Annotated in this window: 21 protein-coding genes and 1 tRNA gene; 13 read left to right on the top strand and 9 right to left on the bottom strand. The window is 75.7% G+C overall.

What is annotated here, in order from left to right:
• Positions 1-28 precede the first annotated feature (28 nt).
• Complete coding sequence (locus ACFO3M_RS01835) at positions 29-1,900, top strand: hypothetical protein (RefSeq protein ID WP_387985594.1); 1,872 nt, start codon at positions 29-31, stop codon at positions 1,898-1,900.
• A 22-nt stretch (positions 1,901-1,922) separates the two neighbouring features.
• On the opposite strand, the gene ACFO3M_RS01830 is transcribed toward ACFO3M_RS01835, so the two are convergent.
• Positions 1,923-2,522: an SACE_7040 family transcriptional regulator gene (locus ACFO3M_RS01830; protein WP_387985591.1), complete on the bottom strand. Its 600-nt coding sequence runs from the start codon at positions 2,520-2,522 to the stop codon at positions 1,923-1,925.
• A gap of 140 nt (positions 2,523-2,662) precedes the next feature.
• On the opposite strand from ACFO3M_RS01830, the gene ACFO3M_RS01825 reads away from it, so the two are divergent.
• Positions 2,663-3,817, top strand: coding sequence for an acyl-CoA dehydrogenase family protein (locus ACFO3M_RS01825; RefSeq protein ID WP_387985589.1), 1,155 nt, complete (start codon positions 2,663-2,665; stop codon positions 3,815-3,817).
• On the opposite strand, the gene ACFO3M_RS01820 is transcribed toward ACFO3M_RS01825, so the two are convergent.
• Positions 3,814-4,827, bottom strand: a complete 1,014-nt coding sequence (locus ACFO3M_RS01820) for an NADPH:quinone reductase (protein ID WP_387985586.1) — start codon at positions 4,825-4,827, stop codon at positions 3,814-3,816. The genes ACFO3M_RS01825 and ACFO3M_RS01820 overlap by 4 nt on opposite strands.
• Positions 4,828-4,906: 79 nt before the next feature.
• On the opposite strand from ACFO3M_RS01820, the gene ACFO3M_RS01815 reads away from it, so the two are divergent.
• From ACFO3M_RS01815 to ACFO3M_RS01805, 3 genes are all read left to right on the top strand, one after another.
• Positions 4,907-5,809 carry an ATP-grasp fold amidoligase family protein gene (locus ACFO3M_RS01815; protein WP_387985584.1) on the top strand — a complete coding sequence of 301 codons (903 nt, stop codon included), beginning with the start codon at positions 4,907-4,909 and terminating at the stop codon, positions 5,807-5,809.
• A gap of 51 nt (positions 5,810-5,860) precedes the next feature.
• Positions 5,861-7,726: a putative bifunctional diguanylate cyclase/phosphodiesterase gene (locus ACFO3M_RS01810; RefSeq protein WP_387985581.1), complete on the top strand. Its 1,866-nt coding sequence runs from the start codon at positions 5,861-5,863 to the stop codon at positions 7,724-7,726.
• A 100-nt stretch (positions 7,727-7,826) separates the two neighbouring features.
• Positions 7,827-9,740, top strand: a complete 1,914-nt coding sequence (locus tag ACFO3M_RS01805; RefSeq protein WP_387985579.1) for a glycosyl hydrolase family 28-related protein — start codon at positions 7,827-7,829, stop codon at positions 9,738-9,740.
• Positions 9,741-9,808: 68 nt separating this feature from the next.
• Here ACFO3M_RS01805 and ACFO3M_RS01800 read toward each other — a convergent pair whose 3' ends face one another.
• Positions 9,809-12,412, bottom strand: a complete 2,604-nt coding sequence (locus ACFO3M_RS01800) for a bifunctional FO biosynthesis protein CofGH (RefSeq protein WP_387985576.1) — start codon at positions 12,410-12,412, stop codon at positions 9,809-9,811.
• A gap of 94 nt (positions 12,413-12,506) precedes the next feature.
• A complete protein-coding gene (locus ACFO3M_RS01795; protein WP_387985574.1) occupies positions 12,507-13,007 on the bottom strand; it encodes a flavin reductase family protein in 501 nt (166 codons plus the stop codon).
• Between the two features lie 34 nt (positions 13,008-13,041).
• On the opposite strand from ACFO3M_RS01795, the gene ACFO3M_RS01790 reads away from it, so the two are divergent.
• Complete coding sequence (locus ACFO3M_RS01790) at positions 13,042-14,466, top strand: dihydrolipoyl dehydrogenase family protein (RefSeq protein WP_387985571.1); 1,425 nt, start codon at positions 13,042-13,044, stop codon at positions 14,464-14,466.
• 4 nt (positions 14,467-14,470) lie between these two features.
• Here ACFO3M_RS01790 and ACFO3M_RS01785 read toward each other — a convergent pair whose 3' ends face one another.
• On the bottom strand, positions 14,471-15,253 hold the full coding sequence (locus tag ACFO3M_RS01785; RefSeq protein WP_387985568.1) for a transglutaminase-like domain-containing protein: 783 nt from the start codon (positions 15,251-15,253) through the stop codon (positions 14,471-14,473).
• A 69-nt stretch (positions 15,254-15,322) separates the two neighbouring features.
• On the opposite strand from ACFO3M_RS01785, the gene ACFO3M_RS01780 reads away from it, so the two are divergent.
• Positions 15,323-16,123: an SGNH/GDSL hydrolase family protein gene (locus tag ACFO3M_RS01780; RefSeq protein ID WP_387985566.1), complete on the top strand. Its 801-nt coding sequence runs from the start codon at positions 15,323-15,325 to the stop codon at positions 16,121-16,123.
• A 41-nt stretch (positions 16,124-16,164) separates the two neighbouring features.
• On the opposite strand, the gene ACFO3M_RS01775 is transcribed toward ACFO3M_RS01780, so the two are convergent.
• Entirely contained in the window at positions 16,165-18,186 is a 2,022-nt protein-coding gene (locus ACFO3M_RS01775) for a putative bifunctional diguanylate cyclase/phosphodiesterase (RefSeq protein WP_387985564.1), read from the bottom strand.
• Positions 18,187-18,436: 250 nt separating this feature from the next.
• On the opposite strand from ACFO3M_RS01775, the gene ACFO3M_RS01770 reads away from it, so the two are divergent.
• Together ACFO3M_RS01770 and ACFO3M_RS01765 are read left to right on the top strand one after the other, a co-directional pair.
• On the top strand, positions 18,437-18,805 hold the full coding sequence (locus ACFO3M_RS01770) for a VOC family protein (RefSeq protein ID WP_387985561.1): 369 nt from the start codon (positions 18,437-18,439) through the stop codon (positions 18,803-18,805).
• A gap of 42 nt (positions 18,806-18,847) precedes the next feature.
• Positions 18,848-19,888 carry an LLM class flavin-dependent oxidoreductase gene (locus tag ACFO3M_RS01765; RefSeq protein WP_387985559.1) on the top strand — a complete coding sequence of 347 codons (1,041 nt, stop codon included), beginning with the start codon at positions 18,848-18,850 and terminating at the stop codon, positions 19,886-19,888.
• A 62-nt stretch (positions 19,889-19,950) separates the two neighbouring features.
• On the opposite strand, the gene ACFO3M_RS01760 is transcribed toward ACFO3M_RS01765, so the two are convergent.
• Together ACFO3M_RS01760 and ACFO3M_RS01755 are read right to left on the bottom strand one after the other, a co-directional pair.
• Positions 19,951-20,601 carry a DUF4333 domain-containing protein gene (locus ACFO3M_RS01760; protein WP_387985556.1) on the bottom strand — a complete coding sequence of 217 codons (651 nt, stop codon included), beginning with the start codon at positions 20,599-20,601 and terminating at the stop codon, positions 19,951-19,953.
• Positions 20,602-20,719: 118 nt separating this feature from the next.
• Positions 20,720-20,792 (bottom strand) — tRNA-Arg (locus tag ACFO3M_RS01755).
• Positions 20,793-20,973: 181 nt separating this feature from the next.
• Between ACFO3M_RS01755 and ACFO3M_RS01750 the strand changes: the two genes are divergently transcribed.
• The 3 genes from ACFO3M_RS01750 (at position 20,974) to ACFO3M_RS01740 (ending at position 23,862) form a co-directional block, all read left to right on the top strand.
• Positions 20,974-21,483 carry a single-stranded DNA-binding protein gene (locus tag ACFO3M_RS01750; protein ID WP_387985553.1) on the top strand — a complete coding sequence of 170 codons (510 nt, stop codon included), beginning with the start codon at positions 20,974-20,976 and terminating at the stop codon, positions 21,481-21,483.
• 117 nt (positions 21,484-21,600) lie between these two features.
• Positions 21,601-23,271, top strand: a complete 1,671-nt coding sequence (gene ettA, locus ACFO3M_RS01745; protein WP_387985550.1) for an energy-dependent translational throttle protein EttA — start codon at positions 21,601-21,603, stop codon at positions 23,269-23,271.
• 177 nt (positions 23,272-23,448) lie between these two features.
• Complete coding sequence (locus ACFO3M_RS01740) at positions 23,449-23,862, top strand: acyl-CoA thioesterase (protein WP_387985547.1); 414 nt, start codon at positions 23,449-23,451, stop codon at positions 23,860-23,862.
• 9 nt (positions 23,863-23,871) lie between these two features.
• Here the strand turns inward: ACFO3M_RS01740 and ACFO3M_RS01735 are convergent, their stop codons facing one another.
• The gene (locus tag ACFO3M_RS01735) at positions 23,872-24,318 is read right to left on the bottom strand and encodes a YccF domain-containing protein (RefSeq protein ID WP_387985545.1); all 447 of its coding nucleotides are present in this window, start codon (positions 24,316-24,318) and stop codon (positions 23,872-23,874) included.
• Positions 24,319-24,464: 146 nt separating this feature from the next.
• On the opposite strand from ACFO3M_RS01735, the gene ACFO3M_RS01730 reads away from it, so the two are divergent.
• Positions 24,465-25,577 carry a class I SAM-dependent methyltransferase gene (locus ACFO3M_RS01730; RefSeq protein ID WP_387985542.1) on the top strand — a complete coding sequence of 371 codons (1,113 nt, stop codon included), beginning with the start codon at positions 24,465-24,467 and terminating at the stop codon, positions 25,575-25,577.

The following is a 25,577-nucleotide window of genomic DNA, read 5'->3' as shown; positions in this document are numbered from 1 at the left end:
CGACCCCCACCCGCCCCCGGAGGACGACGTGCTGGCCCTGACGCCCGTGCCGCCGCAGACGGCGGGGGAGCGTGCGCTCTTCGCCGAGCTGACCCGCTGGGACCGCGGCGGAGCCGTCCGGGGCGCCGTCGTGGCGTCGGTCCCGGTCGTCGACGGCCCCATGGAGCGTCGCCTGTCCGACGCCGTGGTCTTCGTCCCCGAGGGCCTGGCCGTCGTGCGCGTGGTCGAGGTGGTCCGCCAGTCCGGCGTCGTCACCGCGACCCCGGAGGGCTCCTGGACCATCGGCCCGGGCGCCGGCCCCGGCGAGGTGCTGCAGCTGGCCGGCGGCGGCTCGACGCCGCTGGACGGCCTCATGCGGGCCGGCATGGACGCCGCGGTCCGGCTCCGCCGGGCCGGGCTCGAGCCCGGCCGCATCGCCCGGCTCACCGTCCTCGCCGGCGACCTCACCGGCCTGGTCCCGGCCGACGGCGACCTCGGCGACGGCGACCAGGTCGCGCTGCTGGAACCCCGCTCGCTGCTGCTCGGCATCTCGCGGGCCGCCCGCTACGCCGGGGTGGACAACCCGCGGCTGTGGACCACCGCCGACGTCCGCGCCGCGCTGACCGCGCTCGGCCTCGAGGGCCGCGGGCCCACGGTCGAGGAGCTCAACGGCGAGGGTTTCCCGTACTCGCCCTACGTCCTGCGCCGGCGGGAGCTGCTCGCGCCCGCGGCGATGGCCGCCTCGGCCGCCTCGGCGGCCCCCGTGGCGCCGCCCGCCCCGCCGGTCCCGGCACCGGCCCCCGTGGCGGTCCCGCCGCCGGCCGCCCCGGCCGGCCCGCTCGTCGACCCGGTCGCCGCCGCCGCCGTCGCCGTCGCGGCGATCCGGGCCGACGAGGAGGCCGCGGCCCGCGCGGCTGCCGCCCGGGTGGCCGCTCCGGTCGCACCCGCCCCCGTCGCACCTGTCCCCGTCGCACCTGTCCCCGTCGCGCCCGCCCCCGTCGCGCCCCCGCCGGTCGTGCCCGCCCCGGCGCACCCGGCCACCGCGCGCTTCGAGACGCCCGCCGTCCAGTCCGGGGGCGGCGTCCCCGACGCCCCGGTCGCCGTCCCCGCCGTCCCCGCCGTCCCCGCCGACATCGCCGACGAGACCGGCGGCATCGGCGGGCTGTTCGGCGACGCCGACACCGACGCCGGGCACGGGACCCCGCCGGCCGCGCCGCCCGCGGCTCCCGCCCCGGTCCCGCCGGCTGCGCCGGTCCCGCTGGTGGGGCCGCGCCGCCGCTCGCCGGCCGCGCGGAGCCGGCGGGCGCTGCTCGCCGCCGCCGCGCTGGCCGTGGTCGTCGTCGCGGTGGTCGCGCTGGTGAGCCTCACCGGCGGCGGGGGCGACGCCTCGGCGGCCGCCCCGCCGAGCACGAGCACCCCGGCTCCCTCCCCGGGGGCGCAGGAGGCCGGCCCGCAGCCGGGCGAGCGCGCGGTCCTCGACGGCCTGGAGTTCGTCCTGCAGCGGGTGCAGGTCGACGACACCTGCGTCGGCAACTCCTACGGCGACGTCGCGGACTCCTTCGAGCGGACCGACTGCGCGGGCCTGGCGCGGGCGCTGTGGTCGACCGACGTCGACGGCCGGGCCGTGGTGGTCTCGGTGTCCACCGTGGACATGGGCGACACCGTCGCCGCCCGCGCCCTGCGCGACCTGACCGACCGCAACGGCAGCGGGAACGTCAGCGACCTGCTGCGCGAGGGCGTGACCTACCCGGGTGCGCCCGCGGAGCTGTCCGGCGCCGAGTACGCCAGCGCCGTCGAGGGTCCGGTGGTCACCATCGTGGAGACCGCCTGGACCGGTCCCGGCGAGGCCGGCACCGCCGACCTCGACCTGGTCGCCGGCACCGGCCTGAGCCTGCCGATGCCCGAGCCGTCCGCCGGCTGACGACCCCGGCGGCGACGCCGCGTCAGGCGGTCGCGGCCGCCTCGGCCATCGCGGCGAGCAGCGCCGCCGTCCGCGCGCGCGGCAGCCGGCCCGCGCTGTGCGGGGTGGAGTTGACCAGCCCGAAGACGGCGTGCGCGCGGGCCCGGCTGGCGTCGGTGCCCTCCTCGGGCCGCAGCCGGGCCAGCACCTCCACCCACACCTCGACGTAGCGGCGCTGCAGCCGGCGCACCGCGGCCGCGTCGTCCGGCGGCAGGGAGCCGAGGTCGCGGTCCTGCACGGTGATCAGCGCGGGGTTGTCCAGCGCGAAGTCCACCTGGAAGGCGATCAGCGCCCGCAGCTGCGCGACGGGGTCGGGACCGGCGGCGGCGACCCGCTCACGCCCGCCGGCCAGCAGCCGCTGGCTGATGCCCTCGAGCATCTCGGCCAGCATCGCGTCCTTGCTGGCGAAGTGCCGGTAGATGGCCGGGCCGGTCACGCCGACCGCGGCGCCGACGTCGTCGACGCCCACCGCCCGCGCGCCGCGCTCGGCGAACAGCTGCGCGGCCGCCCGCAGGATCTGCTCCCGCCGGGAGGGCCGGGCGGCGTCGGCCGTCAGCGCCGAGTCGGGCTGGCTGGCGGTCACGCCGCGGATGCTAACGGCCGCGGTCTGGACCCCGATGTGAACCGTCGTTAACATCGCTGAGGAGCGGCCGGCCGACCGGAGCGGCCGCAGGCGGGCCCCGGGGAGGACCCCACCGGCGCCCCGGCACCAGGGAGCACACCGTGCTGGACTACCGGCTCGACGACGAGACCGAGGCCCTGCGGAAGACCGTCCGCGAGTTCGCGCTCGAGGTGGTGGCCCCGCAGATCGGCGACTTCTACGAGCGCGACGAGTTCCCCACCGCGATCGTGCGGCAGATGGGCGACCTCGGGCTGTTCGGCCTGCCCTTCCCCGAGGAGTACGGCGGCTCGGGCGGCACCTACTTCGACCTGTGCGTGGCCATCGAGGAGCTGGCCCGGGTGGACAGCTCGGTGGCCATCACCCTGGAGGCCGGCGTCTCGCTGGGCGCGATGCCGCTCTACCGGTTCGGCAGCGAGGAGCAGCGGAAGCGCTGGCTGCCGCGGCTGTGCACGGGCGAGGCGCTGGCCGCCTTCGGCCTGACCGAGCCCGGCGGCGGCTCCGACGCCGGCGCCACCCGCACCACCGCGCGCCTGGAGGACGGGCACTGGGTGGTCAACGGCTCCAAGGCCTTCATCACCAACTCCGGCACCGACCTCACCGAGCTGGTCACCGTCACCGCCGTCACCGGCACCCGGCCCGACGGCGGCAAGGAGATCTCCGCGATCGCCGTCCCGTCGGGCACCCCCGGCTTCACCGTGGGCCCGCGGTACTCGAAGGTCGGGTGGAACGCGTCGGACACCCGCGAGCTCTCCTTCAGCGACTGCCGGGTGCCCGAGGACTCGCTGGTCGGGGAGCGCGGCCGCGGCTACGCGCAGTTCCTCTCCATCCTCGACGAGGGGCGCGTCGCCATCTCCGCGCTGGCCACCGGCCTCGCCCAGGGGTGCGTGGACGAGTCGGTGCGCTACGCCGGCACCCGCGAGGCCTTCGGCCGGCCCATCGGCCGCAACCAGGCGGTCCAGTTCATGATCGCCGACATGGAGGTGCGCGCCTCCACCGCGCGGCTGGCCTACTACCGCGCCGCCGAGAAGATGCTGCGCGGCGAGCCGTTCCGCCGCGAGGCCTCGATCGCCAAGCTCTACAGCTCCGAGGTCGCGGTGGACAACGCCCGCGCGGCCGCCCAGGTGCACGGCGGCTACGGCTTCATGAACGAGACGCCGGTCGGGCGCTTCTACCGCGACGCCAAGATCCTCGAGATCGGCGAGGGCACCAGCGAGGTGCAGCGGATGCTCATCGCCAGGGACCTCGGCGTCGGCTAGGCCGTCACGTCCACCAGGACCTTGCCGACGGCGCCGTCCTGCACGGCCCGGTGCGCCTGCGCCGTCTCCGCCAGCGGGAAGACGTGCAGCGGCAGCCCGGCGTCCTCGCCCACCCGCAGCGCGCCGTCGAGGAGGGCCGCGTTGACGTCCTCGACGCCGAGGACCTTGGCCCGCTCGGGCTGCGTGTAGACGAGCACGAAGTTCCAGCGGGCGTTGGGGCCCATCTGCGCGCGCACCGGGATGGTGACCTCCGCGCCCCCGTCGTCGGCGTACACCGCGACCGCGCCGTGCATGCCGACCACCTGCGCGTCGACGGCGGCGTTGCGGGCCGCGGACACCTCCACGACCGTGTCGACGCCCCTCGGCGCGATCTTGCGGACCTCGGCGACGACGTCCTGCCGCCGGTAGTCGACGACGTGCGAGGCGCCGGCCGCCGCGGCCAGCTGCGCCTTGCGCGGGCTGCTCACCGTGGCGACGACCGTGGCGTCGGCCCAGCGCGCGAGCTGGATCGCCGCGTTGCCCACCGCGCCGGCGCCGCCCTGCACCAGCACGGTGCGCCCGGTCAGCGAGCCGGGGCCCATCCGGTCGGGCACGGACTCGCCGAGGGTGAGGCAGCGGTGCGCGGTGAGGAACGGGATGCCCAGCGCGGCGCCGAGCTCGAACGAGGGCGCCGGGCCCATGGGCACCGCCTGGCGGGCGGGCACGACGGTGTACTCCGCCGCCGTCCCCCAGGGGCGCTGCCAGGCCGCCTCCCACACCCAGACCCGCTCGCCGCGGATCGCGGGGTCCACGCCCTGCCCGACCGCCTCCACCGTGCCGGCGCCGTCCTGGCCGGGCACCTGGCCCCCGGGCCCGGGCTGCGCGTTGCTGCGGGACTTCCAGTCGGTCGGGTTGACGCCGGCCGTCGCGAGCCGGACGAGGACCTCGCCGGGGCCGGGGTCGGGGGTGGGCCGGTCGGTCAGCTGCAGGACCTCGGGGCCGCCGGGCCGGGTGTAGGTGATGGCACGCACCCGGCGGCCCTACCCTGCGCGGCGACCCTGTTGCGTACGGCCCTGTTCCGATCGGGGCGCGGCGCGGTAGGGAGAGCGGGTGAGCGAGTCCGCCCCGGCCTGGAGCCGCGTGCTCCCGTCCTCGCTGCGCCGGGCGCGGCTCTACCGGCAGCACCACGGCCGGCTGCCGCCGTGGGGGGAGCCACGCACCTTCACCGAGAAGCTGCAGCGGCGGATCACCCGCGATCGCCGTCCGCTGCTGGCGCCGACCTGCGACAAGCTGGCCATGAAGGAGCACTTCGCGCGGCGGGCGCCGGACCTGCTGCGGGTGCCGCGGACGTACTGGTCCGGCACCGACGTCGCGGAGCTGGCCGGCGTCGACCTCCCCGGCCCGTGGGTGCTCAAGCCCAACCACTCGTGCCGGCGGGTACTGGTGGGGGAGGGGCGGCCCGACGTCGCCGATCTCGCCGCGCGCACCGCCGGCTGGGTGGCCGAGCGCTACTGGCGCGACAGCGAGGAGTGGGCCTACCGCTGCGCCCGGCCGGGCCTGCTGGTGGAGGAGCACGTCGGGGAGCCCGGGGAGGTGCCCACCGACCTCAAGGTCCTGGTGTTCCACGGCGTGCCGCGGGTGGTCGGCGTGCACACCGGCCGGCGGGACGTGCACCGTGCGCGCCTGTACACCGCCGGCTGGGAGCCGCTGCCCTGGACGTGGGGCTACCCGCCCGGGCCCGACGTGCCGCGCCCGGCCTGGCTGCCCGAGCTGCTCGAGGCCGCGGCCGCGGCGGCGGCCGGCTTCGACATGCTCCGGGTGGACCTCTACCGGCACGACGGCCGGCTCTGGGCGGGGGAGCTGACGCCCTACCCGGGCGCGGGGCTGTCCCGCCTCGAGCCGGGGCTCGACGCGTGGCTGGGCACCTGGTGGACGCTGCCCGCCGAGGTGGACCGGCCCCGCTGGCGCACCGCGGCGGCGCGCCGGTGTGGCGGTCCTCACCCCCCGGGGTGACCACCGCGGAACGGAACTGATCCGGAACAGACGGGCGGCCGATGGGGCCTCATGGAGCTCCCCGTCATCGGCCGACTCCGCCGCGCGCTGCCCGAGGGGCGGCCACTGCCGGACGAGGTCTGGCAGCGGCGGCACGCGCTGCTGCTGCGGCTGGCCGCGGTGCAGGCCGTGGCGATCGGCGTCCTCGCGGTGGCCCGGGGCTGGGCTCCGGCCGCGGCGGGCGGTGCCGCCCTCGCCGTCGCCTACCCGGTGTCGTTCAGCCTGCTGCCGAACGCCGGCCGCACGCTGCGGGCCGCGGGGGTGACCGGGAGCCTGCTGGCCGCCTCGGTGCTGTTCGTGCACGTCTGCGACGGGCTGACCGAGGCGCACTTCCACTTCTTCGTCGTCGTCGGCCTGGTGTCGCTCTACCAGGACTGGGTGCCCTTCGGGCTGGCCCTCGTGGTCGTCATCGGGCACCACGGCGCCGTCGGCACGCTCTTCCCGCACTCGGTGTTCGACCACGAGGCGGCCTACCGCGACCCGTGGCTCTGGGCGCTGGTGCACGGCGGGTTCGTGCTGGCCGCGAGCCTGGCGCACCTGTCCTCGTGGCGGCTCAACGAGCGGCAGGGGCTGCACGACCCGCTCACGGGGCTGGCCAACCGCACCCGCCTGCTGCAGACCACCGCCACGCTGCTGGCCCGCCGCACCGGCCCGGTCAGCGTGCTGTTCCTGGACCTGGACGACTTCAAGGACGTCAACGACACCCGCGGGCACGCGGCCGGCGACGTCCTGCTCACCACGGTGGGCGACCGGCTGCGGGCCTGCGTCCGGGAGGGCGACGAGGTGGGCCGGCTGGGCGGCGACGAGTTCGCCGTCGTGGTCGACGGCGGCGCCGACGAGGCGGCGGCCGTCGGCGAGCGGGTCCTGGCCGCGCTCGCCGAGCCGGTCGACGTCGGCGGGCGGCCGCTGGCCGTGCACGTGAGCATCGGCGTCGCCGACACCGCGACGGCGGGCGACCGGCGGCCCGGGACGCTGCTGCGCAACGCCGACCTGGCCATGTACCGCGCCAAGGCGCTGGGGAAGAACCGGCTGGTCCGCTACGCGCCGGGCATGGCCGAGGCGGCCGAGGAGGAGGTCACCCTGCTGCAGGACCTGACCGCCGCGGTCCGGGCCGGCCAGCTGGAGGTGTACTACCAGCCCACCATCGACCTCGCCGACGGCCGCACCACCGGCTACGAGGCGCTGCTGCGCTGGCAGCACCCGCAGCGCGGGCTCGTGCCGCCCGCGGAGTTCGTGCCCCTGGCCGAGGCGAGCGGCGCGATCCTCGAGATCGGCCGCTGGGTGCTCGAGCAGGCGGTCGGGCAGGCGACGGTCTGGACGGCGGAGGCCGGCCGGCCGATCGGCATCGCGGTCAACCTCTCGCCGCGGCAGCTGGCCGACGACGACGTCGTCGCGCTGGTGTCCGCCGTCCTCGCCGCGAGCGGCCTGCCGGCGGCGCAGCTGACGCTGGAGGTGACCGAGGGCGTGCTGCTGCGCGACGTCGACCGCGTGGCCGGGCAGCTGCGGGCGCTGCGGGAGCTCGGCGTGCGGATCGCGATCGACGACTTCGGCACCGGCTACGCGAGCCTGACCTACCTGCGCCGGCTGCCCGCGGACGTCCTCAAGATCGACCGCAGCTTCGTGCAGGACCTCGGCGGCGACGTCCGCTCGCGGGCGCTGGTGGCCTCCATGATCGAGCTGGCGCGCAACCTGCGGCTGGAGGTGGTCGCGGAGGGCGTGGAGACCAGCGAGCAGCACGCCGTCCTCGGCGGCCTCGCCTGCTCGCACGCGCAGGGCTACCTCTTCGGCCGCCCGCTGCCCGCGCCCGCGCACGACCCCGCCCAGCCGGCGCCCACCGGCGCCGTCCCCGCACCGCGGGAGCCGGTACCGGCCCCCTGACCTGCGCGGGCGTCCGGGGGTGGTCGCGGACGGAACGGAACGGTCCCCTAACCTGTGCGCGCACCGTGACAGCAGTCACACCGTGCGTACACCCTCGACGATGAGGACGTCCGTGCAGCCAGGAACCCTCCCCGCCGTCCGCCGGCGCCGTCTCGGCGCCGCGCTCGCCGTCGCGACGACCCTGTCCGTCTCGCCCCTCGCGGTGGGCGCGGCCTCCGCCGCCCCACCGCCCGCCACCAGCCCCACCGCGCCGGACCTCGGCGTGAACGTCACCGTGTTCGACCCGTCCATGCCGGTCAGCGAGATCCAGGCCGAGCTGGACGCGACCTTCGCCGCCCAGAGGGACGACGAGATGGGCACCGAGCGGTACGCCTACCTCTTCCGCCCCGGCACCTACGGCATCGACGCCCAGCCGCTGCAGATCAAGGTCGGCTACTACACCGAGGTCACCGGCCTCGGGGACTCGCCGTCCGACGTGGTCATCAACGGCAAGGTCGAGAGCTACAACCGCTGCCTCGACGGCGGTGGCACGACCAACTGCATCGCGCTGAACAACTTCTGGCGCACCGTGTCGAACCTGACGATCGACGTCAACGCCACCGGTCAGGACGGCTGCCGGCAGAGCGCCAACTTCTGGGCCGTGTCCCAGGCGGTCTCGCTGCGCCGGGTGGACGTCACCGGCGGCACCCTGTCGCTGATGGACTACTGCACCGCCGGACCGCACTACGCCAGCGGCGGGTTCATCGCCGACTCCCGGGCGGGCGCGGTCGTCAACGGCTCGCAGCAGCAGTGGCTGACCCGCAACAGCACGGTCGGCTCGTGGTCCAACGGCGTGTGGAACCAGGTGTTCTCCGGCGTCGTGGGTGCGCCCTCCGAGGAGGCCTTCCCGACCCCGCCGTACACCACGCTGGACACCACCCCGCTCAGCCGCGAGAAGCCGTACCTGTTCCTCGACGACGCGGGCCGCTGGAACGTGCGGGTGCCCGCGGCGCAGCAGGCCTCACGCGGCACCAGCTGGGGTGCCGGGCTCACGCCGGGCCGCACGCTCCCCCTCACCGACTTCCTCGTCGCGACGCCGTCGACGCCCGTCCAGCAGATCGACAACCACCTCGCCCGCGGCGGCCACCTGCTGCTCACGCCGGGGGTGTACGACGTCGCGCGCAGCATCGACGTCAAGCGGCCGGGCACCGTGGTGCTCGGCATCGGGCACGCGACGCTGACCGCGGTCGGCGGGGCGGTCCCGCTGACGATCGCCGACGTCCCCGGCGTCGTCGTGGCCGGCGTGACGATCGACGCGGGCACCGTCGAGTCGCCGGCGCTGCTGCAGGTCGGCAACCCGAACGGCAACGGCGGGCGGTCCGACGCGGCCGACCCGACGACGCTGTCCGACGTCTACTTCCGCGTCGGCGGCCCGCACGTGGGCAAGGTCGACACCGCGCTCGTGGTCGACAGCGACGACGTCCTCATCGACCACACCTGGGTGTGGCGCGCCGACCACGGCGTCGAGCCCGGCTTCACCCAGGGCGTCAACGGTGACACCGACCGCTGGCGGACCAACACCGGCCGGGTGGGCGCCGAGATCAACGGCGACCGGGTGACCGCGACCGGCCTGTTCGTCGAGCACTTCCAGACCCACAACACCATCTGGAACGGCGAGCGGGGGACGACGGTCCTCTACCAGAACGAGCTGCCCTACGACCCGCCGTCGCAGGCCGACTGGCAGCAGCCCGACGGCACCCTCGGCTGGGCCGGCTACAAGGTCGCCGACGACGTGCAGCAGCACCGCCTCTACGGCGGCGGCGTCTACGGCTACCAGCGCAACGCCGGTCCGGGGATCACCACCGAGAGCGGCTTCGAGGTGCCGACGACGCCGGGCGTGCGGCTGCACCACGTGACGACCGTCCACCTCGACGGTCTCGGCGTCATCCGGCACGTGGTGAACGACGTGGGTGACCAGGTCGACGGCAGCCGTCCCGGCACGCCGGCCTACGTGGTCGACCACCCGGCGGCCTGACGCAGTGAGCCCGGTGGGCCGTCGCGGACTCCCGCGGCGGCCCACCGGCGCGTCCGGCCCCCGGGGGCTCAGGCCGGGGTGATCGAGAGGGTGAGCGCGCGGCGGCCGGCCTCGGAGCGGGCGGTGCGCAGCCGCTCCTCCGAGGGGGTGCCGTACTCGGTGGTGCGCTGGCGAGCGGGCCGGCCGATCGCCGCGGCCATCGCCTCGAGCTCGGCGATCGTCTTCAGCGAGCCGTTCTCGCTGCCGGCCATCCGGCTGATGGTCTCCTCCATCAGCGTGCCGCCGAGGTCGTTGGCCCCGCCCTGCAGCACCGCCTGCGTGCCGGCGTCGCCGAGCTTGACCCACGAGGTCTGGACGTTGCCGATCCGCCCGTGCAGCAGCAGCCGGGCGACGGCGTGCACCGCCCGGTTCTCCCGCACCGTCGGGCCCGGCCGTGCGACGCCGGCGAGGTAGATCGGCGCGTTGTGGTGCACGAACGGCAGCAGCACGAACTCGGTGAACCCGCCGGTCTCGTCCTGCTGGCGGGCGATCGTGCGCAGGTGCGCCACCCAGTGCGCCGGGGTGTCGACGTGGCCGTACATCATCGTCGACGTCGTCGGGATGCCCACCCGGTGCGCGGTGCCGATGATCTCCAGCCAGGTCGCCGCGGGCAGCTTGCCCTTGGTCAGCACCCAGCGGACGTCGTCGTCGAGGATCTCCGCCGCCGTGCCGGGGACCGAGTCGAGCCCGGCCTCCTTCGCCGCGCGCAGGAAGTCCTCGAACGACAGCCCGGTGCGGGCCGAGGCGTTGACGATCTCCATGGGGCTGAACGCGTGCAGGTGGATGCCGGGCTGGCGGCGCTTCACCTCGCCGATCAGGTCGAGGTAGGCGGACCCGGGCAGGTCGGGGTGGATGCCGCCCTGCATGCAGATCTCGGTTGCGCCGGCGGCCCACGCGCGGTCGACCCGGTCGCCGACCTCGGACAGCGAGAGCGTGTAGGCGTCGGCGTCGGTGCGCCGCTGGGCGAACGCGCAGAACCGGCAGCCGGTGTAGCAGACGTTGGTGAAGTTGACGTTCCGGTTGACGACGTAGGTGACGTCGTCGCCGGTGACGTCGCGGCGGACGGCGTCGGCCAGCGCGCACAGCGCCTCGAGGTCGGGGCCGTCGGCGCCGAGCAGCGCCAGGTACTGCGCGTCGGAGAGCCCGGCGGGGTCGCGCTCGGCGGCGCGCAGCGCGGCGTGCACCTCGGGGTCACCCACGGCCAGGGCGGTGGAGGAGCCGTCGCGGGCCGCCGTGGTGCGGTCGCGCAGGTCGGCCCAGTCGCCGTAGACGGCGTCGAAGTCCCCGCGCCGGTCGCCGGTGCGGCCGACGGTGTCCACCTCGACGTGCAGGTCGGTGCGACCGGAGGACACCCAGGCCTCGTCGGGCTCCTGCCACGGCAGCCCGGTGGGGATGCGGCCCTCGACGGCCAGGCCGTCGGGCCCGGCCAGCGCGGCCACGTGCGGGCGCACCCGCGGGTCGAGCCACGGCTCGGGCTCCAGCGCGTAGCGCGGCTGGGCGGCCAGCCGCTCGCGCAGGGTGAACCCGCCCTCGGCGGTCAGCGCGGCGAGCTTGTCGGTGTTGGGCCAGGGCCGCTCGGGGTTGACGTGGTCGGGCGTGAGCGGGGAGACCCCGCCCCAGTCGTCGACGCCGGCGCGCAGCAGCAGCCCGAGCTCGGTGGAGTCGGACAGGTTCGGCGGCGCCTGCACCCGCGCCCGCGGGCCGAGCAGCAGCCGGGTGACGGCGACGGCGGCCACGTACTCCTGCAGCGCGAGGTCGTCGTGCGCGGCCATCGCGGTGCGCGGCTTCGCGCGGAAGTTCTGGACGATGACCTCCTGCACGTGCCCGTGCCGCTGGTGCGCGGCGCGGATCCGCAGGACGGCGTCCACCCGCTCGGCCGGCGTCTCGCCGATGCCCAGCAGCACGCCGGTGGTGAACGGGACGGCGGAGCGGCCGGCGTCCTCGAGCACCCGCAGCCGCACGGCCGGCTCCTTGTCGGGGGAGCCGAAGTGGGGGCCGCCGCGCTCGGACCACAGCCGGGTCGCGGTCGTCTCGAGCATCATCCCCATCGACGCCGACACGGGCTTGAGCCGCTGGACCTCCTCCCAGGTCATCACCCCGGGGTTGAGGTGCGGGAGCAGCCCGGTCTCCTCCAGCACCCGGATCGCCATCGCCCGCAGGTAGGCCAGCGTCGAGTCGAAGCCGTGCGCCTCCAGCCACTCGGCGGCGACCGGCCAGCGGTCCTCGGGCCGGTCGCCGAGGGTGAACAGCGCCTCCTTGCAGCCCAGCGCCGCGCCCTGCCGGGCGACGTCGAGCACCTCGTCGGGGGAGAGGAACGGCGCCCTCCCCTGGGCCCGCAGCTGCCCGGGCGTGGTCACGAACGTGCAGTAGTGGCAGCGGTCGCGGCACAGGTGGGTGAGCGGGATGAACACCTTGCGGCTGTAGGTGACCACGCCGGGGCGGCCGGCCGAGGCCAGGCCGGCGTCGCGCACCCGCGAGGCGGCGGTGAGCAGGCGGTCCAGCGGCTCGCCGTCGCCCAGCCCGCGGGCCGACAGCAGGGTCTCGGCCTCGCCGGCGTCGAGGGTCACGCCACGCTCGGCGCGGGCGAGGGCCCGGCGCAGCGCGGACGGCACGGGGGTCTGCGGCTCGCTCATCGCCCCTGAAACTAGTCGAAGGACCCCACACCCCCCACCCGCTCGCAGGCTCGCGGGCGGGCCCCTGCGAGGGGCCGGAACCGCCTCTGTCGCGCTAACGGCTCCCGGGGGCGTCGACGTAGCGGCCGCGCAGCCGGAGCAGGGGCGCGGCGCCGTCGCGCAGGACAGGCACGTCCTCGACGGCGAGCAGCGCCAGCACGTGGTCGCCGGCCGGCACGAGCCGGTCGAGCCGGCAGTCCAGCGCGACGACGCCGCCGTCGAGCACGATCGCGCCGCTGCCGGCCGCCCGCGACCACGGCACCGACTCGAGCAGGTGCCGCGCCGAGGGCCGCCCGGCGGAGGAGAACCGGCTGGCGAGGATCGCCTGCCCGGCGGCGAGGACGGTGAGCCCGCAGGTGCCCACGGCGTCCAGCACCTCGGCCGGGTACCCGTCGGCGGTCAGCCCGACGGCGACCAGCGGCGGGTCGGCCGACACGCTCATGACCGAGGTGACCGTCGTGCCGACGTCGTCGATGTCGTCCCGGACGGTCAGCAGCGCCACCCCCGCCGCGTACTGCCGCAGGGCGGCGCTGAAGTCGGAGGGTGACACCGGCATGGCGGCCAGTCGACCACACCGCCAGGATGGCCCGGTGAGCAGCGCGGACGAGAAGACCTACGACGTCGTCGTGATGGGCGCAGGCTCGACCGGGGAGAACGTCGCCGACGTCGTCGTCCGGGGCGGGCTGTCCGCGGTGCTCGTGGAGGAGCACCTCGTCGGCGGGGAGTGCTCCTACTACGCCTGCATGCCGAGCAAGGCGCTGCTGCGCGGCACCGAGGCGATCGAGGAGGCGCGCGCGGTCAAGGGCGCCGCCGCCGCGGTCACCGGCGAGCAGGACGTCGCCGCGACCCTCGAGCGCCGCGACTCCTTCACCAGCCACTGGGACGACGCCGGCCAGGTGCGCTGGGTCGAGGGCGCCGGCATCGACCTGGTCCGCGGCACCGCCCGGCTCGAGGGCGAGCGCACCGTCGTCGTCACCCGCCCCGACGGCGGGGAGACCCGGCTCACCGCGCGGCACGCGGTCGCGGTCTGCACCGGGTCGGAGGCCGCGGTGCCGCCGGTCGAGGGCCTGCCCGACGTCGAGCCGTGGACCCCGCGCGAGGCCACGAGCGCGAAGGAGCCCCCGCGCCGGCTGCTGGTGGTCGGCGGCGGCTACGTCGGCTGCGAGACGTCCTTCGCCTGGAACGCCCTCGGCTCTCAGGTGACGCTCCTCCAGCAGGGCGACCGGCTGCTGCCCGGCGCCGAGCCGCAGGCGGGTGACGCGGTGCTCGCCTCGCTGCGCGACCGTGGCGTCGACGTCCGGCTCGACGCGGAGGTCCGCGCGGCCCGCCGCGAGCACGACGAGGTCGTCCTCACGACCGCCGAGGGCGAGGTCCGCGGCGACGAGGTGCTCGTGGCCGTCGGGCGGCGGGCGCGGACGACGGCGATCGGCGTGGACAGCGTCGGCCTCGAGCCGGGGGAGTACCTCGACGTCGACGACACGCTGCAGGTGCGCGGGCTGCCGTGGCTCTACGGCGTCGGCGACGTCAACGGCCGCCGGCAGCTCACCCACATGGGCAAGTACCAGGCCCGCCAGGCCGGCGCGGCGATCGTCGCCCGCGCCCGCGGCGAGGAGGTGCGGGTGGAGGACTGGTCGCCGCACACCGCCACCGCCGACCACGCCGCCACGCCCTCGGTCGTGTTCACCGACCCGCAGGTGGCCGGCGTCGGCCTGACCAGCGCCCAGGCGGAGGAGCGCGGCCTGCCGCACCGCGTCGTCGAGTACCCGATCGGCTCGGTCTCGGGCGCCGCCCTGTTCGCCGACGGCTACGAGGGGACCGCGGTCGCCGTCGTCGACACCGAGCGCGAGGTGCTGCTCGGGGTGACCTTCGTCGGCCCGGCGGTGGCCGAGCTGCTGCACGCGGCGACGATCGCCGTCGTCGGGGAGGTGCCGATCGCGCGGCTGTGGCACGCGGTCCCGGCCTACCCGACGGTCAGCGAGATCTGGCTGCGGTTGCTCGAGACCTGGCGCGGCTGAGCGCTCAGGGCAGCGGGAACGGCGTGTCGCTCGGTGCGGGCAGGTCGCCGTCGACGGCGGCGGTGACGGTCATGCCCCGGAACTGCGCGCCGCCGAGCGTGGTCAGGAAGGCGGTGTCGGCGGCGTCGCGGCCCGAGCAGATCCGCACCAGCGACGACGTCGGCGCCAGCCGCGTCGCGTCGACCACGCACCAGGTCCCGCCGACGTCGGCCTCCGCGACGGCGTGGAAGTCCATCGGGTCCAGCCCGGGCGCGTAGACGGCGACCAGCCGCGCCGGCACCTCCAGGGCGCGCAGCAGGGTGACCGTCAGGTGCGCGTAGTCGCGGCACACGCCGCGCCCGGCCAGCAGCGTGTCGACGGCGGTGTCCACCGGGCGGCTGGCGCCCGCGGCGTAGACCAGCCGCCGGTGCACCCAGTCGGCCACCGCGCCCACCAGCTCGGCGCGGGGCAGCGAGCGGTCGAACTCGGTGGCGGCGAACCCCTCGAGCTGGTCCGACGGGCAGTAGCGGCTGGGCCGGATCGCCTCCGCCCACGCCTCCGGCGTCACCGCGCGGCCCGGGCCGCCGCGCTCGGCGGTCGCGGTGTAGGTGACCTCGGTGGTGCCCGCCTCCAGCCGGACCCGGTGCACCCGCGCCTCGCCCACCCGGAGCTCCTCGACCTCCAGCGGGCGCCCCTCGCACAGCACGGTCAGCGTCTCGGTGGCGGGCGTGGCCACCGCCACCTGCAGCAACGCGGTGGCCGGGCCGGCCGAGGAGAGGGTGAGCGAGGCGGCGACGGAGGTCGGCATGACCGAGATCGTCGCCGCGGCCGGGGTCCCGGCGCGCTGTGTGCTCGCTCACCGTGCTGCAGTGGGTCCGTGCCCGCACCGTCCCGCAGTTCCTGGCGCCGCTACGTCGCCCTCGGCGACTCCTTCACCGAGGGGCTCAGCGACCCCGACCCGGCCCGCCCCGGCGAGTACCGCGGCTGGGCCGACCGGCTGGCCGAGCACCTGGCCGAGGCCTCCCCGGGCGCCGACGTCGAGTACGCCAACCTCGCCGTCCGCGGGCGGCTGCTCCCGCAGGTGCTCGCCGAGCAGGTGCCGGTCGCCCGCGCGGCGCAGCCGGACCTGGTGAGCCTGGTGGCCGGCGGCAACGACCTGCTCCGTCCCGGCGCCGACCCCGACGTGCTGGCCGCCGCGCTGGAGGCGGCGGTGGCCGCCTTCCGCGCCGACGGCGCCGACGTGCTGCTCGCCACCGGCGTCGACCCGCGGCTGACGCCGATCATCCGGCGCACCCGCGGCCGGGTCGCGGTGTTCAACGCCTCGCTGTGGTCGATCGCCGCGCGGCACGGCGCCGTCGTCCTCGACCAGTGGGGCGCGGACTGGCTGCTGGACTGGCGGCTGTGGGACAGCGACCGCATCCACCTCACCGCCGAGGGGCACCGGCGGATGGCGCTGGCCGCGGCCGACGCGCTCGGCGTCCCGGTCCCCGGCGACGGCGAGTGGCGCACCCCGCTGCCGCCGGCCCCGCCGCGGGCGCTGCGCGCGGCGCTGGCCGAGGAGGCCGCCTGGGTGCGCGGGTTCGTCGCGCCGTGGATCGCCCGCCGCCTGCGCGGCCGGTCCTCCGGCGACGGGCGGGCCCCGAAGCGGCCGGTGCCGCTGGCGCTGCCCCGCGGCTGAACCGCCGGGACCGTGCACCTCCGCGGAGGTTCCCGGAGGGCTCAGGCGGGGGACTGGTCCCCGTCCGTCTCGTCCCCGTCGGTGGCCGGCTCGTCGTCGGTGGTCGTGTCCTCGACGACCACGAGGAACGGCCGGGGGGCCGGGGGCTCCTCGGCGTCCTCCAGCGGGAACAGGTCGACGCCGTCGCCGCCGGCCGGGTCCGGCACCGGGGGCAGCTCGCCGGTGACCGCCTCCAGCTCGCCGGTCACGGCCTCGAGGACGGCGGCGGCCTCCTCGGCGGCCTGCTCGACGAGCACCTCGGCCATGAGCGCCTCGGCGCGGCTGGGTAGCGGCGCGGGCCGGCCGAAGGCGTAGCCCTGCGCCATCGCGCAGCCGTGCCGGCGCAGCCACTCGGCCTGCTCGAGGTCCTCGATGCCCTCGGCGATCACCTGCAGGCCCATGCCCTGCCCGAGCTGCAGCAGGCCCTGGACCAGGGCGGCGGTGGAGGGCCGGGTGACGACGTCGGCGACGAATGACCGGTCGATCTTGACGGTGTGGATCGGCAGCCGGTGCAGCGCGGTGATGGCCGAGTAGCCGGTGCCGAAGTCGTCGAGCGCCAGCGTCACGCCGCGCGCGGTCACCTCCGACACCGCCTGCAGCGTGGCCTCGGCCGCGAACAGCGCCGTCGACTCGGTGATCTCCAGCTCCAGCCGCCCGGGCGGCAGGCCGGACTCCTCCAGCGCGGCGGCGACCAGGTCGCTGAAGCCCTCCTCGGCCAGGTGGCGCGCCGAGACGTTGACGTGCACCCGCAGCCCGGCCGGCCAGCCGGCGGCGTCGGTGCACGCCTGTCGCAGCACCCAGGCGCCCAGGCGGGAGGTGAGCCGGTTGTTCTCCGCGGCGTCGAGGAACGCGCCCGGCGGCAGCAGCCCGCGGGTGGGGTGCTGCCAGCGGATGAGCGCCTCGTAACCGAGCAGGGTCTCGTCGGCCAGGGAGACGATCGGCTGGTAGAACAGCCGCAGCTCGTCGCCGTCCAGCGCGCGGCGCAGGTCGGTCTCTAGCTGCAGCAGGTCGACCTCGTCCTCGGTCAGGCCGCCGTCGTGCACCTCGATGCGCGCCCGGCTGCCGTCCCGCTTGGCGCGGGTGAGCGCGCTGTGCGCCTGGCGCAGCAGGTCGTCGGGGGCGACGTCGGAGCCCATGGTCAGTCCGACGCTCGCCGACAGCACGATCTCGCGGTTGCCGAGCTGGAACGGGTCGTCGAGCACCGACAGCAGCCGGTCGGCCAGCGCCCGCAGGCCGTCGAGGTCCTCGACGTCCTCGGCGAGGATGAGGAACTCGTCGGCGCCGAGCCGCACGGCGGTGTCCTCGACGCGGGTGCTCCAGCGGAGCCGGTCGGCGACCTGGCTGAGCAGCTGGTCGCCGGCCTCGGTGCCGAGGGTGTCGTTGACCGCCTGGAACCGGTCGAGGTCCAGGTGCACCAGGCCCACCTGGAGCCCGCGGCGGCGGGACAGCGCGAGGGCGTGGGCGAGCCGGTCGGTGAGGGCGCGGCGGTTGGGCAGCCCGGTGAGCTGGTCGGTGAAGGCCCGGCGGACCAGGTCCTCCTCGGCCCGCCGCCGGTCGGTGACGTCGACCAGCGACAGGACGACGAAGTGCGGCTCACCGGTGGTCCGGTGGACGACGGTGTGCGACTGCTGCACCCACAGCTCGGTGCCGTCGGCGCGGCGCAGGCGGCGCTCGCCGTCCCGGCGCAGCCACGGGTCCAGGCCGGCCTCGTCACCGGCAGCGCCGTCGCCGTCGGCGATCGGGGCCTCGTCGGGGTGGGCGAGCAGGTCGACGTGGCGGCCCACCACGTCGTCGATGCCGCGGCCGGACAGCGCGCACAGCGCGTCGTTGACGACGAGCAGGTGGCCGTCGAGGCCGACCAGGGCCTTGGGGACCGGCGAGTTGAGGAACAGGGCGCGGAACACCTGGCCGCGGTCGGCCAGCAGCGTGTCGATGGCCCGCAGCCTCGTCCCCGCCGGTGCGCCGCTCGGCTCGCCGGGCTGGTCGGCCCGGGGCCGGGGCACGTGGGGGGCGCTGAGAGTCACCTGCACAGGGTGGCCGACCGGACGGCCGGAGCAGCGGAACCCGCACACGGAGAGTCGTGGTCGGTCGCTCACGTTGCGTCACGGCGGGAGGCTGCCGTGTCGTCCGGTGCGCGTGGGGCGCCGCGGTGAGCAGCGCCTCCACCTGCGGCCGCGGTCTCCCTCGGCACGGGTGTCCGCTCCGGGCGCCCCGGAGGGTGCCCGCCCCCCGCTCCGGGGAGCAGGGTGGGCGCCCCGAGCGGAGGAGCGCGTCATGGACTGGAAGCTCGAGCTGGTCGCCGTGCCGGTCAGCGACGTCGACCGTGCGATCGCCTTCTACACCGACGGCGCCGGGTTCCACCTCGACCACGACCACCGGGTGAGCGACGAGGTCAGGTTCGTGCAGCTCACCCCGCCGGGGTCGGCGTGCTCGATCGCGATCGGCACCGGCCTGCTCGACGTGCCGCCCGGGGCGGCGCAGGGGCTGCAGCTCGTCGTCGACGACGTCGAGGTGGCGCACGAGGAGCTGACCCGGCGCGGCGTCGAGGTCAGCGAGGTCCAGCACCTCCCCTGGGGGTCGTTCGTGTTCTTCAGCGACCCGGACGGCAACGGCTGGGCGGTCCAGCAGCTGCCGCCGCGCTGAGCGCCGGGGAATCCCGCGCCCGGCCCGTGCGCTGTGCCGGGCATGGACGTCGGCAAGCGCATCGGGTTCCTGTCGTTCGGGCACTGGCAGCCGCTGCCCGGCTCGGAGGTGCGCACGGCGCGGGACGCGCTGGTGCAGACCGTCGAGCTCGCCGTCGCCGCCGAGGAGCTGGGCCTGGACGGCGCGTTCGTCCGGGTGCACCACTTCGCGCGGCAGCTGGCCTCGCCGTTCCCGCTGCTGGCCGCCATGGCCGCGCGGACCTCGCGGATCGAGCTCGGCACCGGCGTCATCGACATGCGCTACGAGAACCCGCTGTACATGGCCGAGGAGGCCGCGGCCACCGACCTGCTCGCCGGCGGCCGGCTGCAGCTCGGCGTGAGCCGGGGGTCACCGGAGACGGCGCTGCGCGGCTCGGAGGCGTTCGGCTACGTCCCGCCGGAGGGGTCCTCGGACGCCGACCTGGCGCGCGAGAAGACGGCGCTGTTCCTCGCCGCGGTGCGCGGCGCGACCGTCGTCGACGCCGACCCCGGGATGACCGGCGGCGCGCGCGGCCGGCTCGCGATCCAGCCGCAGTCGCCGGGCCTGGCCGACCGGATCTGGTGGGGCGCCGGCACCCGGGCGACGGGGGAGTGGGCCGCCCGCCAGGGGCTGAACCTGATGAGCTCGACGCTGCTGTCCGAGGACACCGGCGTGCCCTTCGACGAGCTGCAGGCCGAGCAGATCGCCCGCTACCGCGCCGCCTGGGCCGAGGCCGGGTGGGACCGCGAGCCGCGGGTGTCGGTGAGCCGCAGCGTCGTCCCGATCGTGTCCGACGTCGACCGCGCCTACTTCGGCGACGAGCGCCGCTCGTCCGACCAGGTCGGCCTGCTCGAGGGCGTGCGCGCCCGCTTCGGCCGCAGCTACGCCGGCGAGCCCGACGAGGTGGCCGAGGAGCTGGCCAAGGACGCCGCCGTCCGCGAGGCCGACACCCTGCTGCTCACGGTGCCGAACATGCTCGGCGTCGAGTACAACGCCCGGCTGCTGGAGAACGTCGCGCGCCACGTCGCGCCGGCGCTGGGCTGGACGCCCGCCGGCGCGCGCTGACGCACGCACGCGAGAGGCCCGGGACCGCGGTGCGGTCCCGGGCCTCTCCTGCGTCCTGGGGGTCACTCGAAGCTGACGTTGCCCTCGGCGTCGAGCGTGGCGGTGACGAGGGCGCTGTTGGTCGGGTCGTCGGCCGCGGCCACCTGGCAGTCCAGCGTCAGGCCGTCCTCGGCGACGAGCACGGTGCGGTCGCCGGCGTCGCAGGTGGAGACGACCTCGAGGCCGGTGCTCGCGGCGAACTGCTCGCTCAGGGTCGCCTCGACGTCGGCCACGTGCACGTAGACCTGGTCGCTGTCGATGGTCACGTTGCCCTCGTCGTCGGTCTGCTCGACGGTGAAGGTCACCTCCTGGCCCTCCAGCTGCGCGGTGCAGGTGGTGACCGTGCCGGCGGCGAGCTCGACGTCCTCGGGGCAGCTGACGTCGGTGACGGTGACGCCGGCCTGCTCCTGCGCGACGGCGGCGATCTGCCGCTCGGCCTCGGCGGTGTCGAGCACCTTGCTGCCGAGGAGGAGGAAGGCGCCGACGCCGAGCGCGGCGACGACGAGCACCGCGAGGACGCTGCCGACGATCGCGCCGGTGCGCTTCCCGGGGGGCTGCTGGCCGTAGGGGGCGCCGGGGCCGTCCCAGCCGTTGGGGGCGGGGAAGGGCGCCGGGGCGTAGGGGCCCTGCGGGGCGTGCGGCTGGGCGTTGCGGGGGTCGTGGACCTGGGTCACGGGGTGCTCCTCGGTGCGGTCCCGGGGCCGTCCCCGGGTGCTCGGGAGCACCGTCCCGCCGCCCGCTTGCAGCGCCCTTCGGGACGACTTGCGGTCCGCGACAAGTGGCGGTGACCGGCGCGCCCGGCAGGGATCGAACCTGCGACCAAGTGCTTAGAAGGCACCTGCTCTATCCGCTGAGCTACGGGCGCTCGGTCGCCGATGATGACACCTCCACGGCGCCGGGGGTGAGCGGGTGACGACCGGGCCGGTCGCCGTCCACAGGCGCCGGGTCCTCCACAGGCCGCTCCCGGCGCCGCCACGGGCCCCCGCGCGGGACGAGGGTCGGGCCCGGACCGGCACCGTGCCGGCTCCTGGGACCCGAGGAGCACCGTGAGCACCACCGAGATCACCGTCGTCGGCAACGTCGTCACGTCACCCAGCCGCGTGCGCACGCAGAGCGGCACCGTCACCAACTTCCGCGTCGCCTCCACCGAGCGGCGCTGGGACAGCACCGCCCAGGGCTTCGTCGACGGCGCGACGTTCTTCGTCGACGTCGAGTGCTGGAACGAGCTGAGCGGCAACGTGTCGCACAGCGTCAGCAAGGGCGACCCGGTCATCGTCCGGGGCACGCTGCGCACCGACGAGTGGGAGAACGACACGGGCCGCCACAGCCGGCCGCGGGTCCGGGCCCGGACCGTGGGCTTCGACCTCAGCAAGGGCACCGCCGAGTTCCGCAAGACCCGGCGGACGGCGGCCGCGCCGCCGCCGGCCGAGCCGGTCGACGAGGCCGCCGACGGGCGGGACTATCCGGAGCCGGTCCAGCCGTTGTACGAGGTGGACCCCGACTCGTCCGCGGCCGGTGCGGCGCTCGACGCCCTGCCGGAACCGGCTCTCCACTAGCCGCCGCGAACTGGGAGGATCGGGGACGAGAACGCACGGGGGCCGGGCCGGGGCACGCACCGGCCCGCCCCTCCCTGCGCATCGACACCGCGCACCGACGGAAGGCTCGAACGCCCAGTGGCTCAGTACATCTACACCATGGCCCGTGCCCGCAAGGCGCACGGCGACAAGGTCATCCTCGACGACGTCACCCTGTCGTTCCTGCCCGGCGCCAAGATCGGCGTCGTCGGCCCCAACGGTGCGGGCAAGTCGACCGTCCTCAGGATCATGGCCGGGCTGGACCAGCCCTCCAACGGCGACGTGATGCTGGCCGCCGACGCGACCGTCGGCATCCTGCTGCAGGAGCCGCCGCTCAACGAGGAGCTCGACGTGCGCGGCAACGTCGAGGAGGCGGTCAAGCCGCTGCGCGACGCGCTGACCCGCTTCGAGGAGGTCAGCGCGGCGATGGGGGAGCCCGACGCCGACTTCGACGCGCTGCTGGCCGAGCAGGGCGAGCTGATGGAGGTCATCGAGCAGCACGACGGCTGGGAGCTCGACGCCCGCATCGAGCAGGCGATGGACGCGCTGCGCTGCCCGCCCGGCGACGCCGACGTCAGCGTCCTGTCCGGTGGTGAGCGCCGCCGCGTCGCGCTGTGCCGCCTGCTGCTCGAGGCGCCCGACCTGCTGCTGCTCGACGAGCCCACCAACCACCTCGACGCCGAGAGCGTCGCGTGGCTGGAGCAGCACCTCGAGAAGTACGCCGGCACCGTCGTCGCCGTCACCCACGACCGGTACTTCCTCGACAACGTCGCCCAGTGGATCCTCGAGCTCGACCGCGGCCGGGCCTACCCCTACGAGGGCAACTACTCCACCTACCTGGAGACCAAGGCCGCCCGCCTCAAGGTCGAGGGCGCCAAGGACGCCAAGCGGCAGAAGCGGCTGGCCGAGGAGCTGGAGTGGGTGCGGTCGGGCGCGAAGGCCCGCCAGGCCAAGAGCAAGGCCCGCCTCCAGCGCTACGAGGAGATGGCGGCCGAGGCCGACAAGTACCGCAAGCTGGACTTCGAGGAGATCCAGATCCCGCCGGGCCCGCGGCTGGGCAACGTGGTCGTCGAGAGCCACGACCTCACCAAGGGCTTCGGTGACCGCATCCTCATCGACGACCTGTCCTTCACGCTGCCGCGGAACGGCATCGTCGGCGTCGTCGGCCCCAACGGCGCCGGCAAGACCACGCTGTTCAAGATGCTGGTCGGCGAGGAGAAGCCGGACGACGGCGAGATCAAGGTCGGCGAGACCGTGAAGATCTCCTACGTCGAGCAGACCCGCAGCGGCATCGACCCCAAGAAGACGCTGTGGGAGGTCGTCTCCGACGGGCTGGACCACATCAAGGTCGGCAACGTCGAGATGCCCTCGCGGGCCTACGTCGCGGCGTTCGGCTTCAAGGGCCCGGACCAGCAGAAGCCGGCCGGCGTGCTCTCCGGCGGTGAGCGCAACCGGCTGAACCTGGCGCTGACCCTCAAGCAGGGCGGCAACCTGCTGCTGCTCGACGAGCCGACCAACGACCTCGACGTCGAGACGCTGACCAGCCTGGAGTCGGCGCTGCTGGAGTTCCCCGGCTGCGCCGTGGTGGTCAGCCACGACCGGTGGTTCCTCGACCGCGTGGCCACCCACATCCTCGCCTACGAGGGCGACTCGAAGTGGTTCTGGTTCGAGGGCAACTTCGCCGACTACGAGAAGAACAAGGTCGAGCGGCTCGGCCCCGAGGCCGCCCGCCCGCACCGTGCCACGTACCGCAAGCTGACCCGCGACTAGTCCGCGGTCACACCCCACCGACGGCGGCCGGAGCACCCGCTCCGGCCGCCGTCGGCGTCCGCGGGCGCCGAGTGTGCACACGACGCGGGCAGGCGGCGGTCCGGGGCGCGGTGCGCGCACACGGCGTCGGGAGCCGCGGTCGACGGGCACGGGAGGCGTGCGGCAGGGTGTCGGACCGTGCGGTTCACGGTGCAGGTCCCGATGCGCTGGTCGGACATGGACGCCTACGGCCACGTCAACAACGTCGTCCACCTGCAGTACTTCGAGATGGCGCGGGTCGCGCTGTTCTTCGAGCGGGCGTCGCTGGAGGAGCGCACCGGGCTGCGCCGCGGCACCGTCGTCGCCGCCCACGAGATCGCCTACAAGCGGCCGGTCGTCTACTCCGCCCGGCCGCTGGACGTGCAGATCTGGGTGTCGGGCGTCCGGGCGGCCGCCTTCACCTGCCACTACGAGGTCTTCGACCACGAGCGGCTCGCCGTCACCGGCAGCACGCTGCTGGTGCCCTTCGACTTCTCCATCGACCGGCCGCGCCGGCTCACCCCGGACGAGAAGGACTTCCTCGCCCGCTGGGCCGACGAGCCGGAGGCCTGAGCCCGGGGGTCACCAGCGGGCGGCCGGCGCGCCCTGCACCACGCCGCTGCCGGCGTGCACCCAGTCGCGCGGGGGAGCGGTCTCCACCACCCGCTTGCCCAGCGGGAACAGCCCGACGGCGGCCAGCTTGAACGACGCGATCCCGAACGGGATCCCGACGACCGTCACGCAGAAGGCGATCCCGGCGAGCACGTGCAGCAGCGCCAGCCACCACCCGGCGACGAGGAACCACACCAGGTTCCCGATCGCCGAGGCGACGCCGGCGCCCGGCGCCCGCACCGTCGTCCGGCCGAAGGGCCACACCACGAACCCGGCGAGCCGGAACGCGGCGATGCCGAACGGGATGGTCACCACCAGCAGGCAGGCCACGACGCCGGCGAGCGCGTAGGCCAGGGCGAGCAGCCAGCCGTGCAGGACCAGCCAGACCAGGTTCAGCAGCGTGCGGAGGGTGTCCACACACAGACGACGGACCGCGGGCGCGCCGGGTTCCGCGCCGTCGGGACGGTCCGCGGGCGGACGACGGGCACCCGGCCACGGCAGGATCGCGACCGCCGGCGCGGTCGGCCGACCGGCCGGGCCCACCCGAGAGGAGCCGGTCCGCGATGACCACCGACACCCGCGCACCCGCCGTCGAGGACACGGCCACCGACACGGCCACCGAGGCCCTCGCCGGGCGCCTGTTCGACACCGTGCTGGCCTGCCTCGACGCCCAGGCGATCGTGATCGGCGACCGGCTCGGCTACTACCGGGCCCTCGCCGACGGCGACGCGCTCACCTCCGCCGAGGTGGCCGAGCGCACCGGGACGGCGGAGCGCTACGTGCGCGAGTGGCTGGAGCAGCAGGCCGTCACCGGGATCCTCACCGCCGCCGACGACCCCGACCGCCCCGGCGACGCGCGGGCCCGCCGCTTCACCCTGCCGCCCGGCCACCGCGCCCCTCTCCTCGACGTCCTCAGCGGCGACCACCTCCTCCCGCTGGTCCGCTTCGCCGTCGCGGCCGGCCGGCAGGCCGACGCACTGGCCGAGGTGCACCGCACCGGCGGCGGCATCTCCTGGGCGCAGCAGGGCGCCGACGTCCGGGAGGCGCAGGCCGCCGCGAACCGGCCGCTGTTCCTCGGCCCGCTGGGGCGCGAGCACCTCCCGTCGATCCCCGACGTCGACGCGGCGCTGCGGCGCGGCGGCCGGGTCGCCGACGTCGGCTGCGGGTACGGCTGGTCCTCGATCGGCATCGCGCTGGCCTACCCCGCGGCGACCGTCGACGGCTTCGACGTCGACGCGCCGTCGGTGGAGGCGGCCCGCCGCAACGCGGCCGAGGCCGGGGTCGCCGACCGGGTCCGGTTCGCCGTCACCGACGCCGCGACGGTGTCGGGCACCTACGACGTCGTCACGGCCTTCGAGTGCGTGCATGACCTGGCCGACCCCGTGGCGGTGCTCGCGGCCATGCGGCGGCTGGCCGGGGACGGCGGCGCGGTCCTCGTCGTGGACGAGCGGGTGGCCGAGGAGTTCACCGCCCCCGGCGACGACGTCGAGCGGCTGATGTACGGCTACAGCCTGGTGTGCTGCCTGCCCGACGGGCTCTCGACCCGGCCCTCGGCCGCGACCGGGACCGTCATGCGGCCGGCCACGCTGCGCCGGTACGCGCGCGAGGCGGGCTTCACCGACGTCGAGGTGCTCGACGTCCGGGACGAGGTCTTCCGCTTCTACCGGCTGGTCTGA

Origin of the sequence: Geodermatophilus arenarius, from assembly GCF_042654585.1 — a bacterium.
Lineage (GTDB): Bacteria > Actinomycetota > Actinomycetes > Mycobacteriales > Geodermatophilaceae > Geodermatophilus > Geodermatophilus arenarius.
Note: the sequence above shows the minus strand (reverse complement) of the source record. Positions and strands in the feature narration are given on the sequence as shown.

Coding starts and splice junctions, on each gene's coding strand:
- ACFO3M_RS01810 (WP_387985581.1), top strand. CDS start 5,861: ATGGAGCTCCCCGTCATCGGCCGACTCCGCCGCGCGCTGCCCGAGGGG.
- ACFO3M_RS01805 (WP_387985579.1), top strand. CDS start 7,827: ATGAGGACGTCCGTGCAGCCAGGAACCCTCCCCGCCGTCCGCCGGCGC.
- ACFO3M_RS01800 (WP_387985576.1), bottom strand. CDS start 12,412: ATGAGCGAGCCGCAGACCCCCGTGCCGTCCGCGCTGCGCCGGGCCCTC.
- ACFO3M_RS01795 (WP_387985574.1), bottom strand. CDS start 13,007: ATGCCGGTGTCACCCTCCGACTTCAGCGCCGCCCTGCGGCAGTACGCG.
- ACFO3M_RS01785 (WP_387985568.1), bottom strand. CDS start 15,253: ATGCCGACCTCCGTCGCCGCCTCGCTCACCCTCTCCTCGGCCGGCCCG.
- ACFO3M_RS01770 (WP_387985561.1), top strand. CDS start 18,437: ATGGACTGGAAGCTCGAGCTGGTCGCCGTGCCGGTCAGCGACGTCGAC.
- ACFO3M_RS01765 (WP_387985559.1), top strand. CDS start 18,848: ATGGACGTCGGCAAGCGCATCGGGTTCCTGTCGTTCGGGCACTGGCAG.
- ACFO3M_RS01730 (WP_387985542.1), top strand. CDS start 24,465: ATGACCACCGACACCCGCGCACCCGCCGTCGAGGACACGGCCACCGAC.